Origin of the sequence: Paractinoplanes durhamensis, assembly GCF_016862175.1 — a bacterium.
GTDB lineage: Bacteria > Actinomycetota > Actinomycetes > Mycobacteriales > Micromonosporaceae > Actinoplanes > Actinoplanes durhamensis.
In genome coordinates this window covers 26,325-40,806 of record NZ_BOML01000026.1, presented here as the reverse complement: position 1 = coordinate 40,806, position 14,482 = coordinate 26,325, and the positions used below count along the sequence as shown (strand labels likewise).

The window sequence follows — 14,482 nt, the reverse complement described above, 5'->3', positions numbered from 1 at the left end:
GAAGATCAAGTCAGTTTTCCCCCACCTGGAGTGCCACGATCGCGGCGTCGTCGGCCTGCCCGCCGCCGAACGCGGCCGCCGCCTGGCCCAACTCCTTCACCAGAAGGTCGGCGGGCGCCCCGCGCAGCCGGTCGAGCGTCGCGGCGAAGGCGCTCTCCTCGAACATCCGGCCGTCCGCGTCCCGGCACTCGGTGAGCCCGTCGGTGAACAGCACCAGCGTATCGCCGGGGCCGAGGGACAACCGGGACCGGCCCAGTTTCGCCCGCGGCAGGATGCCCAGCGGCACCCCGCCGCCGCGGCCCGGCCCGTTCGGCGGCCGGCGGCGCAGCACGACCGGCGCCGGGTGCCCGGCCGAGGTCCAGTCGGCCCGGAAGCCGTCGCCGGCCGGGCGCAGCAGGGCCACGCCCGCGGTGATGAACCGCCAGGACCCGTGCCGGTGCAGCCGGGCGTTGAGGCTGCTCATCGCCCGCACCGGGGAGATGCCCTCGGCGAGCAGCGCGGCCAGGGTGTGCCGGGCCAGGCCGGTCAGCGCGGCCGCCTCGACGCCGCGGCCGCACACGTCGCCGATCAGCGCCGCCACCGCGCCGTCGCCGCGTTCCACCACGTCGTAGAAGTCGCCGCCGACCTCGAGGACCTCGTCGCCGACGGTGTACGACGCCGCGACCGACAGGCCGGCCACGACCGGCAGGCGGTTCGGCAGCAGATGCTGCTGCATCGCCGCCACCTCGCGGCGCCGCTGCTCGTAGAGGGTGCTGTTGTCGATCGCGAGCGCGGCCCGGGAGGCGACGTCGCGCAGGAACGCGGCCGGCGGGATCCGGTCGGCGTCCCGGTCGAACAGGAAGACCAGCACCCCGATGACCCGGCCGCGGGCGCGCAGCACCTGGGCGTCGGCCCCGGCGTTCCGGGACGCGCCGTCCCGGACGGCGGTGGCCGCGAACTCGGCGAGGCGGCCGGTCTGCGCCGGGTCGTCGAGCATCGCGGACAGCCGCCGCATGTCCACGTGCACGCCGCTGTGCAGCACCGGCCGGCCGTTCTCGGACAGGAAGACCAGGCAGCCCTCGGCGATGGCCGGCACGGTCATCCGGGCCACCCGGTGCATCGTCTGGGTGGCGTCGAGCACCGCGTCCATCTGCAGCGACGCCTCGGCGAGCAGCGCGTCGCGGGTCTGCTGCTGTTGCTCGGCCCGGTGCGCGGCGATCCGGCGGACCGCCTCCCGGGTCACCTCGACGACCTGGGCCAGGCAGGTGGCGACGAACCGGGCGTCGGCGCGGTCGTCCACCGCGACCAGGATGGTGCCGGACGCCTCGCCGGCGACGTCGAACCGGGCGGCCAGCACCCGGGTCAGGCCGTGCGCGGCCAGGGTGCCGAACGCGGCCGTCGCCTCCTCGCCGCTGACCGCGAACCGCTCGGCGAGAATCCGGTCGTCACTCTCCAACGGCAGGCCCGCCCAGCGGTGCGCCAGGAACTCGCCGCCGGCGCGGTGCCGCAGGCCCCAGACCGCACCGACCCCGGGCAGGGCCATCAGCGGGGGGAGCACCAGGTCGCCCAGGTCCTCCCGGTCGTCGATCGCGATGACGCCCTGCCACAGGCGGTGCAGGGCCGTTGCCCAGGTAAGAGCGAGTTCTGGCATTCCGCACCGCCTTCCGTACCGGTCGGCGGATCATTATGGGGCAATAGTTGCCCTAGGACAAACTTCCGGCCCGCTCGTACGGGATCTTCTCGCCGGCTTCCACCGCCACCGGCAGTCTATTCTCGGCGGGCGGAAGCGGGCAGGTCGCAAAATCCGTGTAGGCGCACGGCAAATTGGTGGCCCGGGTGAAGTCGAGCACCACGGTCCCGTCCGGATCGGGCACGTCGATGGCCAGGCTCCGGTTGGCCGCGTAGGTGGTGACGCCCGACGTCTCGTCGGTGAAGAGCGCGAAGAGCGACCCCGGCGTACGCCCGTTGAAGACGGTCAGCGCCAGGGGAGTGCCGAGCGCCTCGAATTCCACCTGGCCGGGCGACTCGTAGATGTGCTCGAGCCCTTCGACCGCGGCCCCCACGGTGATGTCCCGCGGCTCGGCGAACGGCACGAACTGACCGGTCAGCACCCACTTGTCGGTCGGCTCGTAGGCCGGGGTGCCGTGGAACTCGGACCGCAGCGCGTTCGACGGGTGCCGCGGCCGGATGATGTCGAAGCCGCCGCGCTTGGCCACCTCGATGACGGCGTCGCCGGCCTCGACGTTGATGCCGCCGCGCTCGGCGATGACCCCGAGCTCGACGCGGCCGCCGACCTTCGCACCGTCGACGATCAGCGATTCATCGTCGGCCAGCTCGACGATCACTCCGCCGGCCCCGGTCGACCACGAACCGGGCGCGTCGGGGAAGCGCTGCGGCGTCTCGTTGAGGAAGTTCAGGCTGGTGATGGCCAGGAACCCGTGCGGGGAGGCCAGCTGCTGCTCGTGCGCGGTGTGCCACTGCGCCCACTCATCTGTCGCCATGCCGTCCAGCCTATCCCTACTCGTACGATAGGAATAGTCCCGGGGTTAGGATCTCGCGAATGCGCTACGTGCTGTTCCCTGGCCGCCATCACCTGCTGACCCGCTTCCAGGCCGACTACCTGCGGACGCTGGACGCGACGGTGATCTGGGCGGTGACCTCGGCCAACCACGAGAACACCAAGCGCAACCCGATCCCGTACCACCGTCGCGAGGCCGCCATCGAGCGCCTGAGCGCCCTGACCGGCCTCCACTCGATCGTCGTACCCATCTTCGACACCGCCCCGACCAACGCCTTCGCCGAGGTGACGCTGAAGACCGTGGCGGTGGTGACCGGCCTGGACCTGACCCCCGACAACACGGTGGTCGCCTGCTCGACGCCGTCGGTGTCGGCCCTCTACGAGAAGCTCGGCTACCCGGTCCAGGGCGTGGAGGAGGACGAGGAGCGCCCGTGGGAAGTGCTGCTGCGCCTGGCGGCCGGCGACGAGACCTGGCGCGACCTGGCCCACCCGGCCACCATCGACGTCTACGAGCGCTACCGCTTGGTCGAGGCGGTCCGCACCGCGGTCAACGATCCCCTGGTCGGCGACGAGGGCGGCCTGACCGCCACCCGCGACTACCGGACGTACGCGGAGGCCTTCGCCGACGCCGCCGACCGGAAGTGGAAGGCCGTCGCGGGCTACGTCCGGCCGGGCCGGATCGTCGACATCGGCTGCGGCGCCGGCTCCCTGCTGGAGCTGGCCGACCGCGAGCCCGGCCTGCACGAGAGCGACCTGATCGGCGTCGAGGTGGCCCGCCACCTCTACCAGGAGTGCGTGCACAAGAAGGCCCAGGGCGTCTTCCAGAACGCCAACGTGTACTTCTACCAGCGCAACGTCCTCGGCGGCGCGATCTTCGCGGACCGCTCGATCGACACCACGCTGACGTTCGCGCTGACCCACGAGATCTGGTCGTACGGCAAGCAGCGCGCCTCGCTCCGGCAGTTCATCCGGCGGATCTACGACCACACCACCCCCGGCGGCGTCTGGATCAACAGCGACGTCTGCGGCCCCGACGACCCGCACCGCCAGGTGTTGCTTCGGCTCTCCACCGCTGACGGCGCCAATCCGGCGAAACCCCGGCGAGATCTCAACAGCGAAGACCACGTTCCGGCGTACGTCGGAAGCCTCTCCACCCGGGCCCGGCTCGACCAGTTCGCGGTGGATTTCGCGTTCCCGTTCGACTACGAGCCGGTCGGCGACGACACGGTGCGGATCGAGCTGGGCGCCGCGATGGACTACCTGACCCGCAAGGACTACCTGGACAACTGGCTGTCCGAGACCCAGGAGCAGTTCTGCGGCCTGAGCTTCGCCGACTGGCGGGAACTGCTGGCCGAGGCCGGCTTCGAGCTGGACCCGTCCTCGAAGCCGACCCGCAACGACTGGGTGATCGACAACCGCATCGCCCCGGTCGCCGCCCTGACCGACACCGACGGCCGGCCGCTCGACTGGCCGACCACCCACCTGCTCACGGTGGCGAGGCGCGGCCGAGCCCTCTAGTTCAGGTCCTCACCAGCGCTGACCCCGACCGACGACGCGGCGCCACCGACACCAGCCGGCGCCGGGGGATGAGTTGCTGCATGAGACTCTCCCGAAGGGATGGGGGATTCGGGCGAGAGCGCTCTCATCGACAGGCGTCGTTACCTCGACCCATCCTGGTTCCGGAACTTGGCCGACCACCCGATGGCCGGCGCGATGTGCTTGACGATCGTCTCCAGAATCCGAGCGTTGTAGGCAACCCCAAGCTGGTTGGGCACGGTGAAGAGCACCGAGTCAGCGACCCGAACGGCTTCGTCCTTGGCAAGTTCGGCAGCGATGTGATCGGGCTCGCCGGCGTAGGTCCGCCCGAAGCGCGACCGAACCCCTTCAAGCAGACCGACCTGGTCCTCCTGCTCCTGACTGCCGAAGTAGATCCGGTCGATCTCCTCGGTGATCGGCAGCACGCTGCGGGAGACGGAGACCCGGGGTTCGCGGCTGTGCCCTGCGTCAGCCCAGGCGGCCCGGTAGAGCGCAATCTGCTCGGCCTGAAGCTGGTCGAAAGGCACGCCGGTGTCCTCGGACAGAAGAGTCGAGCTCTGCAGATTCATGCCCTGCTCGGCGGCCCATTGCGCGGTCTGCCGGGTGCCGGCACCCCACCAGATGCGGTCCCGCAGCCCAGGCGCCTGAGGTTGAATGGCAAGCCCACCGCTGATCCCGGTGCGGGCCGGATCGGTGCGGGCCACGGCTTTGCCGCTGATCGCTTCCAGGAAGATGGCCGTCTTCTCCCGAGCGAGGTCGGCCGCGGTGCTGCCCTCCGGCGGCACGTAGCCAAAGGTGTAGGCCCCGTTGAGCACAGTCTCCGGAGATCCCCGGCTGACCCCGAGCTGAAGCCGCCCACCACTGATGAGGTCGGCAGCAGCAGCTTCCTCGGCCATGTAGAAGGGATTCTCATACCGCATATCGATAACGCCGGTCCCGATCTCGATGCGCCGGGTGCGAGCCCCGATGGCAGAGAGCAAAGGAAACGGCGAGGCAAGCTGCCGCTCAAAATGGTGAACCCGGACATAGGCCCCATCAACCCCAAGTTCCTCAGCGGCTTCAGCCAACTCAATGGTCTGCAGCAGCGAGTCCCCAGCACTGCGGGTCTGCGACCCGGCAGCGTCACGCCAGTGCCCGAACGACAAAAACCCGATCTTCTTCTCCACGCCCCGACCAACCCCACCACCAGCGCCCGGATTCCCGCCTGTCACCCGGGGCCGTCGCGGAAGGTGAGGCCGGCCTCGGTCAATGCCGTTCGCAGCCGGTCAACGGCGTAGGGGCCGACTCCGTGCAGCGCCTTGACCTCGGTCTCGCTGAGGGCGGCCACCTGTTCGAGGCGGACCACGCCGTGTGCGGTGAGCGCCCGGGTTGCGGGAGCGCCGATGTGTGGCAGCGGCGTGCCCGGCTCCGGGGCCGATCGGGCCTGGGCCGGCCGGGGATGGCCCTCGTGGTCCAGGACGGCGGCGCCGCGTGCGGAGAGCCGGTAACCGATGTCGAGTGACTCGGTCAGGCCGCGCTCCTTCAGCTTGCGTACGTTCAGCTTGAACGAGGGTGTGTCTCGGCTCATCCGTTGGGCGAGGTCGGGTGCCCGGGTGGCCGGCAGTTCGTCGATCAGCAGGAGTGTCGTGCGGGTCCACGGGCCGGTCGGCGAGGCACGGTCGAGCCGGTCGAGGCCCGCGACGATCGCGTCGATCTCGGCGGTGTCGGGTACCGCCTCCCGCAGCGCTTGCCGCGGGTCGGCGCCGGCGTAGCGCAGGCCGATCCGATACACCGGCCGTTCGGGGTGCAGGCGGTCCAGTCCCTGGCGGAGCGCGGCCAGCGATGCCGCGCCGGCCCGGCGGGCGTCGGCGGCAGTCAGCGACTCCGCCGGCACGGGGTCCACGGACGTGACCTCGACCAGTCCGACCGCGGTACGCATCCGGGTGCCGATCTTGAGTCGCGGCCGGTCCCACCGGCGGAACGCCACATCGATGTCGCCGGCCCGGATAGCCGCCAGTTCCGCGGGACGTATCTGCACGCCACCCAGTTCACCACACCGCACGATCCTTCTGCGCGGTCCGCGCGGTGATCGTCGTTGCTCTAGGCTCCGGGGCGGCCCGCGAGGGCATTCACGGGGAGGAATACATTGCGGGGAATCTGTGTCATTCTCGCCGCGGTGGGCGCCGGCATCATGGCCTCGGCCGTGGCTCCGGCCGCCGCGCAGGCTGCTGATCCACCGGTCGTCACCGGGGCGCACAGCGACTACGACAACAACGCCTACGACACGCTTGTCGTGTCCGCGCGGTCCGGCAGCGACATCACCGCGATCACCGCGCACGTCCTCGACCCGAGCACCCGTGCGGAGGTCGCCAGCACCGGCGCCTTCACGCTCCGGTCCGGGACCGCGACCGACGGCGTCTGGGCGGGCGTCCCGCTCGTGCTGGACGCGGTGGGCGAATACGTGGTGGATGTCGAGGTGACCGACGCCGACGGGCACCACGTGCGTACGGACGGCATCGGTTCGCTGAACTACGCGGTGGCGTCGTACTTCGACGGCGTGACCCTGGACCGCACGGCGACCACCTATGAACACCGGTCGGTGACGGTCCGGGGCAAGCTGCTCGGGCGCTATCCCGGCACCCACGAGATCATTCCGGTCGGCGGCGTCTACCTGGTCGTCTACGGCCTGGCGAACTACGGCGAGGCGACCACCGAGGCCGATGGCTCGTTCACGGCCGAGGTCACGATCGCGTACGAGAGCGAGTTCCTGCAGGCGATCTTCAACTCGTCGAGCGTCGGGCTGATCTCCTCCACCTCGGACACGTATCCGGTGACCATCAAGCCCCGGCCGGTGCGGGTGACGGTCGCGGTCGACCGGACGAGGATCGACTACGGCCAGACCGTGACGGCCGCGGGCCGCATCACGTGGCGGGCCGGCGGCAGGTGGGTGCCGATGCCGAACGTCACCGCGTTCGTCCTCCGGTGCACGCAGCCGGATGTCGACCATTGCGACTACATCGCCTCGGTCGTGACCGGCGGGGACGGCCGCTTCACCTACACCTACGCGCCGTCCGCCGGCACCTACATCGGCGTGTCGCACTTCGAGTACACCGCGGACGGCGGCGTCGACCCATATGTGCAGGCCGGGTTCGGAGCGTCCAAGCTGGTCATCGTCGACCAGCCGTCGGCCTTCTCCGATTTCACGGCCGCCCGTGACAGCGAGGGGCTGATCGCGGTGCACGGACGGTTCGGCTTCACGAACCGCCAGGCCCCCGCGCACTTCGACGTCCAGCTGCAGTATTCGGCCGACGGTGTCGACGGCTGGCAGACCTACCAGACGTTCACCGACCAGTGGGAGTTCGGCGTCACCGGCGTGAGCATGCCGCAGACCGTCTCCTGGCGGGCGGTCTATCCGGGCGAGCTCGGCTGGCAGCGGACCGTCAGCGAGGTGATCAGCGTCCCCGCCCTCTGAACGGTCATCGGGCGACGCGGGTCGTGGAGTCCCCACGGCCCGCGGACGACGTGGCCGCCCGTCGTGAACTGCGGGGACTGAACGCCGAAGGCCCGGATCAACGAGGATGCGTCGCACCATGCTGTCGTAGCACCATCAACGGCCCGCCAATCCGACTCCGTCATGCCCAGCACGGTAGAGCTCGGCCATCCGCAGGACGTTCTTGCCGGAGTCCTTGGCGGTGTAGAGCGACGCGTCGGCCCGGTGCAGCAGGTCCTCGAAGCTGGTGTCCGAGGTTGCGCCGACGGCGAGGCCGGCGCTTGCCAGCACCGGGACGGCGGCCGGGCCGAGGTCGAGCGGCGCGCGCAGGGAGCGCAGGATCCGTTCGCCGATCTCGGCCGCGTGGGCCTGGTCCCGCACGTCGGCGAGGAGGATCACGAACTCGTCGCCGCCCAGGCGTACGGCCAGGTCGTCGAGGCGTAACTGCGCGCGGAGCCGGTCGGCCACCGCGCGGAGTACCTTGTCGCCGGCGGAGTGACCGTGGGTGTCGTTGATCGGCTTGAAACCGTCCAGGTCGAGCATCAGAACGCCGACGTGGCGGGTGGTCTCGCCGTCGAACAGGGCGGTGGCGCGCTCGGCAAGCGCGGTGCGGTTGCCGAGACCGGTCAGCGGATCGTGCGTGGCCTGGTGGGCCAGGTCCCGGCGCTGCGCCTCGACCTTCTCGATCAGCATCTCGATGGTGCGCAGCTGGAGGAACTGGCGCAGGAACACCAGGACCGCCATGCTCAGCAGCACCCAGAACGAGAGCGCGTCGACCCGGCCCTCGGCGATCTGCTGGTGGGCCGCGGTGGTGAAGGCCAGACCGATCGGCAGGTACGGCAGGGCCCGCAACGGACCCGGCTGCTCGCCCTCGGCCCGGCCGGACACCGAGGGCAGCGGGGTCCGGCAGCAGGCGACCAGGAGCAGGGTCGCGGCCAGGTAGCCGCCGCCCACGCCGTTGCTGAACCGGTCGTCACCGAGCGCGGCGTTGGCCGCGTCCAGCACGGTGAAGAGGCTGAGCGTTCCGAGCGCCGACGCCCACAGCGCAATACTGTTGCCCTCGGACGGCCGGGCGCGGGCGATCACGACGACCGCGTACGCTCCGGCGACCAACTCGCCGGCCAGGACCGCGATCACCGCGGCCCGGGTGTCGGCATGGATGCCCGGGAAGATCTGCCGGAGCACCAGCTGCCAGCCCAGCAGCGCAAGTGCGGCGGCGATGGTGGCGCCGTCGATCATCCGCCGCAGCCGCGAAGCGAGTCGCCCCTCGGCCGGGCTGCACAGCAGCAGTGCGGTGGGCGCCAGGACCCCGGAGGCGGTCGCGAGATAGCTGGCCGGGCTCAGCACGCCCGAATCCGGTCTCGATGACGGATCAAGGAACCACAGCAGGTTGGCCAGGCTCCACATGCCGCTCGCTGCCACCGCGACCGACCAGCCCAGCCGCAGCCGCCCGCGACGCTCCCGCGCCTGCCAGACGTGCCCGACCGAGGCGGCGCCGGCCATCAGGGCCAGCAGCGCGTAGACCACCGGAGCGACCACTCCCGCGGGGGCCACGGTGATCACTGCCTGAAACGCCACGCCGACGACGGCGGCCAAGGCCAAAGACTTCGGCACCGAAAGCGTCCACTGCAGCATCCCCCTTGTATCGGCGCGACCGGGGCCTTCCTGAACACTTTGCCTGGCCTCACAAAAGGAGAGATCACTCCTTGATGATGGCCATCAAGGCTGTGGTGAAGGGGGCCGGGTCCAGGTCGCCACGGATGGCCAGTTGCTGGTTGTAGGCGATGCAGAGGGCCACGAAAGCTTCGGCGATCTGGCCGGCCTGCGGGCGGCGGGGGCCGGGCACCAGCTCGGCGACCGCGGCCCGCATGGCGGCGAGCTGTCGCTGGACCACGGCGGCCAGCGGTGGCGACACCGAAGCTTCGGCGTAGATCTGGGCTACCAGCTGGGCGTGGTTGGTGTCCCGGGCCCGGGTGCGGATGTAGTCGAGGAAGCCGGCCACCGCCTCGGGCGTGAGCGCCTTCGGCAGGGCTTCGGTGCCCTGCTCGCAGACCGCGATGACGAGCTGTTCCTTGCTGGTGAAGTAGCGGTAGACGGCGCCGTTGGAGAGGCCGGACTCGGTGATGATGTCGGCCATCGACGTGTGGGCGAAGCCGTGGGTGGCGAACCGGGCGCGGGCGGCGTCCACGATCTGTTGGCGGCGGGCGTCGAGATGCGCCTGGCTGACCCTCGGCATAAAAGAGTGACCTCTCTTTTTGCGTGTTACTGTCGGCAGCCTACCGCGATCTTGAGGAGCTGCCATGCGCTACCAGACCTTCGGGCGCCGGACCGGACTGCGGGTGTCGGAGTACGCGCTCGGGACGGCCAACTTCAACACCGTGAACGCGGGTGCCGCGCGGGAGATCTTCGCGGGGTTCGTCGAGGCCGGCGGCACCACGTTCGACACGTCCAACATCTATCAGGACGGGCATGCCGAAACCGTGCTCGGCGAGCTGCTCGGGCGGGACCGGGACGACTTCGTGGTCATCACCAAGTACAGCGGGACCCGGCAGGCCCAGCCTCGCCCCGGCACCACCGGCAACGGCCGCAAGGTCATGGTGCGCTCCCTCGAAGCGAGCCTGCGCCGCCTCGACACCGACTACGTCGACGTCTTCATGCCGCACTTCCCGGACGGCCGCACGCCGATCGAGGAGATCCTGGCCGGGTTCGACGACCTGATCCGGGCCGGCAAGATCCGGCACGGCGGGCTGTCCAACTTTCCGGCCTGGCGGGTCGCCGGCGCCGCTGTCCGGGCCGACCTGCGCGGATTGGCCCCGCTGGTCGGCGTACAGACGGAATTCAGCCTGGCCGAGCGATCCGCCGAGCGGGAGTTGCTGCCGATGGCGTACGCACATGGGCTTGGTGTTGTTCTCTATTCCCCGCTTGCCGGGGGATTGCTGACCGGCAAGTATCGGCAGGGGGAGCAGGGGCGGCTGAGCGCCCGGGGGGACGCGATCGAGGGCTCCGCGCAGCGCACCGCCGTCGTCGACGCCGTGCTGGCGGTTGCCGATGAGCTCGGCGTCAGCGCGGTCCAGGTCTCGTTGGCCTGGCTGCGTAGAAAAGCCGCGCTGGCCCCCACCAGCCTCGTCCCGATCGTCGGCCCGCGCACCCCGGCCCAGCTGGCGGAGTACCTGAAGTCGCTGCATGTCGAGCTCGGCGAGCAGCACTATCGGCGGCTGGACGAGGTCAGTGCCGTTCGGCTCGGCACCCCGCACGAGGACGTCGCCGCGGCCCTGAGTCATGGTGCCGACGGGGACCGTACGCTGCTGGAACCGGCTTTTGTCCCGGTTATTTGATGGTGCCGAACGTGCGGTTGCCCATCGCGAGGACCATCCGCCGTGGCGCGAACCGGCTGCTGTTGGCCACGATGGCGTTGAGCACGCCGTCGATCCGGCTCGGGCGGCCGCGGTCCAGGGCCTGCATCGTGCTGGCGACGACCTGTCGCACGTCCCGGCGCCGGCCGAACGCGGCCTTGTCCCCGGCCACCTCGAAGAACTGGGTCTCGGTGGCGCCCGGGCTGATCGCCAGGACCCGCACCCCGGCCGGCTTCACCTCGGCGTGCAGCGCCTCGGTGAAGGACAGCACGAACGCCTTGGTCGCCGCGTAGACGGCCAGGTGCGGAACCGGCTGATAGGCGGCCGTGCTGGCCACGTTGATCACCGCGCCCCGGCGGCGGGCCACCATGCCGGGCAGGAAACGCCGGGTCAGGTCGACCAGCGCCACACAGTTGAGCTGGACCATAGCCGTCAGCCGGGCCGGATCGGCCTCGACGAGCTCACCGTGCAGCCCGAAGCCGGCGTTGTTCACCAGCACGTCGATGTCGAGTCCGAGCTCGGCGACGCGGCCGGCCAGCCAGTCGGCGGCGCCGGGGACCCCGAGGTCGCCGGCGATCACCTCGACCTTGCGGCCGTACTGCGAACGGATCTCCTCGGCGAGGCGTTGCATGGGCTCCTCGCCGCGGGCGACGAGCACGAGGTCGGCGCCGCGGGCGGCGAACTCTTTCGCGTACGCGGCGCCGATGCCGCTGGACGCGCCGGTGATCAGGGTCGTCTGTCCGGTGAACTGCATGGTGATCTCCTTAGGTAAAACCGGGCGGTTGGTATGTTTTGCGGGCAGGGAAATGCCGTGCTCAGCGGGGCACGACCAACGCCAGCTCCACGAGGGACTGGCAGGTGCGGATGCGGGCAGCGAAAGCGGGGCCGCCCTGGACTCCGGGTTCGAGGACGTCGGTCAGATCCTTGATGCCGTCGAACGCGCCGACCAGCACCGCGGCGACCTGCTCGGGCTCCAGCCCGGACCGCAGATCACCGCTCAGCTGGCCGCGGCGGACGATGTCGGCGATCAGCGCGACCCACTCGGCCGGCGTCTTCGCGACCTCGGCCGCCAGCGCCGGGTCGGCGGCCAGCTCGCGGGTCAGGCGGGTGATGCTCCAGGCGGCCGGTTCCCGCTCGTGCAGGTCGAGCATCGCCGGCACGAGCGCGCGCAGCTGCTCCAGGGCGGTGGCTTCGGCCAGGACTCGTTGCCCCACCTGGCTGAGCCACTGCCCTTTCTGCTCGCGCAGCACGGCCAGCGCGAGGTCGGCCTTGCTCGGGAAGTGGAAGTAGAACGCACCCTTGGTCAGCCCGGCCGCGGCGATCAGCTCGCTCTGGGTCGTCGCCGCATAGCCCCGCTCGGCGAAGATCCGCCCGGCGGTGCGCAGCAGATGGGCCCGGGTCGCTTCGCCCTTGGCTGTCGCCGGGGTTCTTCCTTCTGTCATGCCCCGAGCCTAGAACAGACCGCTCGGTATGTACATACCGGCCGGTCGGTTTTTTCAAGGCGTCAGGGAGCGTCCGGGCCGAGCGAGGGTTCGGCTGCCGTGGCGCCCTGCTCCTTCAGCTCGATGAAGATGCTGTGGGTCGGGGTGTCGCCGATGTTTTCGCCGACGTGTTCCTGCGCGGCCAGCCAGCGGGACTCGCCGGCGGCCAGCTCGACCTCCGCGCTGCGATCGCCCGCGGTGACCCGCCGGTGGAAGGCGCTGAGCGTCACCATCACGCTGTCCGGGTGACGGTGCGGGTGGGTGCGGTCACCGGGCTCGTCCCGGTACTCCAGGACCCGCACCCGGTCGTTCTCGAATACCACCTTGTACAGACTCGGGTCGGTGACGGTCGGATCGTCGTGGCTCATTACTGGCTCCCGCCGCGAGAAGTCTTCATGGGACTCCAGTCCCATATCGCGCGACCGTACCATCACGACGTGGAGACGCCATATGAGTCGACCGGCCGAGCCGGGCAGAAGTCGAGAACCCGACTCGCGCTCGTCGCCGCCGCTCGCGCACTCCTCGACGCCGGACTGACCCCGAAAGTGGAGGAGGCGGCCGCGCACGCCGGCATTTCACGGTCCACGGCGTACCGGTACTTCCCGAACCAGCGCAGTCTCCTGCTCGCCGCGCATCCGAGCATTTCCCCCGAGACACTGCTGCCGACCGATCCGAGCACCGACCCCCGCGTCCGCCTCGACGCGGTCATCACCGAGTTCACCAGCTACAACGTCGCGTGGGAACCGCAGCTGCGGACCTCGCTGCGGCTGTCGCTGGAGCCCGCCGCCGAGCGGACGGCGCTACGCCAGGGGCGCGCGATCGGCTGGATCGCCGAGGCGCTCACACCGCTGCGGGACACCCATCCCGGCATCGACATCCACCGGCTCGCGGTCGCCATCCGGTCCGCGACCGGCATCGAGACGCTGATCTGGCTGACCGATGTCGCCGGCTACACCCGGGAACAGGCCGCGGACACGGTGCGGGCCAACGCCCACGCCCTGCTGGATGCGGCGATCCGAGGCGGCTCTACTTGACGGCGCCGTGGTACTGGTCGAGCAGGAAGCGCGCCATCGTGAGTCGTTCGGTGAAGGCCGTGCGTGACAGCTCGTCGTCCCGGCCGAGCAGGTCGTAGCGGAAGCCGTCGAATCCGCTGCGCAGCAGGACCGAGGTGGCGAAGCCGTCGCGGACCTGGGCGTCGGCGCCGGCCACGCCTTCGGCGGCCAGGCCACGAAGGTAGGCCGGCACGATGACGTCGCTGACCTGCGGCAACATCGACGCCGGCAGCTCACCGGCGTGCGTCAGGCCCACCAGGAGCTGACCAAGATCAAATCCAAGAGCGTGCGGTGTACGGAAGGAAAGGTCGATCACCACGAAATCAGCCCGGTCGTCGAGTGAGACCAACAGGTTCTGCGGGCTGGCATCGCCGTGCGGCAGGCTCTGCGGGAAGGTGTCGAGCCGGTCGAGCATGGCTGGGATGTGCGGGGCGAGCTCGAGCAGGGATTTCCGCAGATCCGCATGATCGGCCAGCCACGCGTGGTGCCAGATGCCGTCGTCGCGCAACGGGCCGAGCCCGCGCAGCGGAACCGCACGTCCGGCGTACATCCGGAGGGCGAAGCCCGGGGGATGGTCGGTCACGGCGAGAACGTCGGGCGCCATGGAGCGAGCGTTCCACCGTCCGAGCAGGAAGGCCGCCCTCTCGAACTGGCCGAGGTCGCCGGTGTGCGGCGTGTGCTGCACGTCCTCCTGCCAGAGCGCGATGCGATCGTCCGGCAGTTCGACGAGGCGGTGCAGGATCGGGCTGCGGAGGCCGGCCGGCAGCGAGGCTTGCACGCGCGGATCCCAGAGCTCGATCTCGGTCCGCCACGGCAGCTCGGCGGCGAAGGTCTTGGCGATCTCCGGCGGCATCAGCGCGAGGCCCGGCCAGTGCCGGGGATGCTGCAACTGCTTGACGAAGAGAGACCAGCCATCACCGCGAACGCGCCAGAGCCCACCGGTGGCCGGGCTCCCAAAGGCATAGGGCACTTCTTCGATGACCGGCTCGCCAACGGCGACCGGCACGCCGACCATGTCGGCGAGTGCGGCTGACACCGAACTTTCCGGTACGCCGAGCAGGACCGCGAGCTCAGACGACATGGAACCCTCCGAT

14 protein-coding genes are annotated in these 14,482 nt (G+C 70.4%); 4 read left to right on the top strand and 10 right to left on the bottom strand.

All coding sequences use genetic code 11. From position 1 onward, the window contains the following. Nucleotides 1-10: 10 nt before the first annotated feature. Complete coding sequence (locus Adu01nite_RS15595; RefSeq protein ID WP_203727569.1) at nt 11-1,630, bottom strand: PP2C family protein-serine/threonine phosphatase; 1,620 nt, start codon at nt 1,628-1,630, stop codon at nt 11-13. A 52-nt stretch (nt 1,631-1,682) separates the two neighbouring features. Continuing rightward, a complete protein-coding gene (locus Adu01nite_RS15590; protein ID WP_203727568.1) occupies nt 1,683-2,480 on the bottom strand; it encodes a DUF1684 domain-containing protein in 798 nt (265 codons plus the stop codon). Between the two features lie 59 nt (nt 2,481-2,539). Here Adu01nite_RS15590 and Adu01nite_RS15585 point away from each other — a divergent pair, with 59 nt between their 5' ends. After that, on the top strand, nt 2,540-4,015 hold the full coding sequence (locus tag Adu01nite_RS15585) for a methyltransferase domain-containing protein (protein ID WP_203727567.1): 1,476 nt from the start codon (nt 2,540-2,542) through the stop codon (nt 4,013-4,015). A 140-nt stretch (nt 4,016-4,155) separates the two neighbouring features. Here Adu01nite_RS15585 and Adu01nite_RS15580 read toward each other — a convergent pair whose 3' ends face one another. Beyond that, the gene (locus Adu01nite_RS15580; RefSeq protein WP_203727566.1) at nt 4,156-5,199 is read right to left on the bottom strand and encodes an LLM class flavin-dependent oxidoreductase; all 1,044 of its coding nucleotides are present in this window, start codon (nt 5,197-5,199) and stop codon (nt 4,156-4,158) included. Nucleotides 5,200-5,240: 41 nt separating this feature from the next. Next, nucleotides 5,241-6,050 carry a hypothetical protein gene (locus tag Adu01nite_RS15575; RefSeq protein ID WP_203727565.1) on the bottom strand — a complete coding sequence of 270 codons (810 nt, stop codon included), beginning with the start codon at nt 6,048-6,050 and terminating at the stop codon, nt 5,241-5,243. 138 nt (nt 6,051-6,188) lie between these two features. On the opposite strand from Adu01nite_RS15575, the gene Adu01nite_RS15570 reads away from it, so the two are divergent. After that, nucleotides 6,189-7,484 (top strand): hypothetical protein, encoded by a 1,296-nt coding sequence (locus tag Adu01nite_RS15570; protein ID WP_203727564.1) that lies wholly within the window; start codon nt 6,189-6,191, stop codon nt 7,482-7,484. A 135-nt stretch (nt 7,485-7,619) separates the two neighbouring features. On the opposite strand, the gene Adu01nite_RS15565 is transcribed toward Adu01nite_RS15570, so the two are convergent. Together Adu01nite_RS15565 and Adu01nite_RS15560 are read right to left on the bottom strand one after the other, a co-directional pair. After that, nucleotides 7,620-9,116, bottom strand: a complete 1,497-nt coding sequence (locus tag Adu01nite_RS15565; protein WP_203727563.1) for a GGDEF domain-containing protein — start codon at nt 9,114-9,116, stop codon at nt 7,620-7,622. An 85-nt stretch (nt 9,117-9,201) separates the two neighbouring features. Next, nucleotides 9,202-9,738, bottom strand: coding sequence for a TetR/AcrR family transcriptional regulator (locus Adu01nite_RS15560; RefSeq protein WP_203727562.1), 537 nt, complete (start codon nt 9,736-9,738; stop codon nt 9,202-9,204). A 64-nt stretch (nt 9,739-9,802) separates the two neighbouring features. Between Adu01nite_RS15560 and Adu01nite_RS15555 the strand changes: the two genes are divergently transcribed. After that, on the top strand, nt 9,803-10,837 hold the full coding sequence (locus Adu01nite_RS15555) for an aldo/keto reductase (RefSeq protein ID WP_203727561.1): 1,035 nt from the start codon (nt 9,803-9,805) through the stop codon (nt 10,835-10,837). Here Adu01nite_RS15555 and Adu01nite_RS15550 read toward each other — a convergent pair. From Adu01nite_RS15550 to Adu01nite_RS15540, 3 genes are all read right to left on the bottom strand, one after another. Next, complete coding sequence (locus Adu01nite_RS15550) at nt 10,830-11,609, bottom strand: SDR family NAD(P)-dependent oxidoreductase (protein WP_203727560.1); 780 nt, start codon at nt 11,607-11,609, stop codon at nt 10,830-10,832. The genes Adu01nite_RS15555 and Adu01nite_RS15550 overlap by 8 nt on opposite strands. A gap of 61 nt (nt 11,610-11,670) precedes the next feature. Beyond that, the gene (locus Adu01nite_RS15545) at nt 11,671-12,297 is read right to left on the bottom strand and encodes a TetR family transcriptional regulator (RefSeq protein WP_203727559.1); all 627 of its coding nucleotides are present in this window, start codon (nt 12,295-12,297) and stop codon (nt 11,671-11,673) included. Between the two features lie 62 nt (nt 12,298-12,359). After that, nucleotides 12,360-12,704 carry a cupin domain-containing protein gene (locus Adu01nite_RS15540; protein WP_203727558.1) on the bottom strand — a complete coding sequence of 115 codons (345 nt, stop codon included), beginning with the start codon at nt 12,702-12,704 and terminating at the stop codon, nt 12,360-12,362. A gap of 69 nt (nt 12,705-12,773) precedes the next feature. On the opposite strand from Adu01nite_RS15540, the gene Adu01nite_RS15535 reads away from it, so the two are divergent. Next, nucleotides 12,774-13,370: a TetR/AcrR family transcriptional regulator gene (locus Adu01nite_RS15535; RefSeq protein WP_203727557.1), complete on the top strand. Its 597-nt coding sequence runs from the start codon at nt 12,774-12,776 to the stop codon at nt 13,368-13,370. On the opposite strand, the gene Adu01nite_RS15530 is transcribed toward Adu01nite_RS15535, so the two are convergent. Next, nucleotides 13,363-14,469, bottom strand: coding sequence for a hypothetical protein (locus Adu01nite_RS15530; RefSeq protein ID WP_203727556.1), 1,107 nt, complete (start codon nt 14,467-14,469; stop codon nt 13,363-13,365). The two genes, Adu01nite_RS15535 and Adu01nite_RS15530, sit on opposite strands and share 8 nt — an antisense overlap. Between the last annotated feature and the right edge of the window lie 13 nt (nt 14,470-14,482).

What these genes read in the sequence shown, in the direction of transcription:
- Adu01nite_RS15595 (WP_203727569.1), bottom strand. Translation starts at nt 1,630, where the DNA reads ATGCCAGAACTCGCTCTTACCTGGGCAACGGCCCTGCACCGCCTGTGG.
- Adu01nite_RS15590 (WP_203727568.1), bottom strand. Translation starts at nt 2,480, where the DNA reads ATGGCGACAGATGAGTGGGCGCAGTGGCACACCGCGCACGAGCAGCAG.
- Adu01nite_RS15585 (WP_203727567.1), top strand. Translation starts at nt 2,540, where the DNA reads ATGCGCTACGTGCTGTTCCCTGGCCGCCATCACCTGCTGACCCGCTTC.
- Adu01nite_RS15560 (WP_203727562.1), bottom strand. Translation starts at nt 9,738, where the DNA reads ATGCCGAGGGTCAGCCAGGCGCATCTCGACGCCCGCCGCCAACAGATC.
- Adu01nite_RS15555 (WP_203727561.1), top strand. Translation starts at nt 9,803, where the DNA reads ATGCGCTACCAGACCTTCGGGCGCCGGACCGGACTGCGGGTGTCGGAG.
- Adu01nite_RS15550 (WP_203727560.1), bottom strand. Translation starts at nt 11,609, where the DNA reads ATGCAGTTCACCGGACAGACGACCCTGATCACCGGCGCGTCCAGCGGC.
- Adu01nite_RS15545 (WP_203727559.1), bottom strand. Translation starts at nt 12,297, where the DNA reads ATGACAGAAGGAAGAACCCCGGCGACAGCCAAGGGCGAAGCGACCCGG.
- Adu01nite_RS15540 (WP_203727558.1), bottom strand. Translation starts at nt 12,704, where the DNA reads ATGAGCCACGACGATCCGACCGTCACCGACCCGAGTCTGTACAAGGTG.
- Adu01nite_RS15530 (WP_203727556.1), bottom strand. Translation starts at nt 14,469, where the DNA reads ATGTCGTCTGAGCTCGCGGTCCTGCTCGGCGTACCGGAAAGTTCGGTG.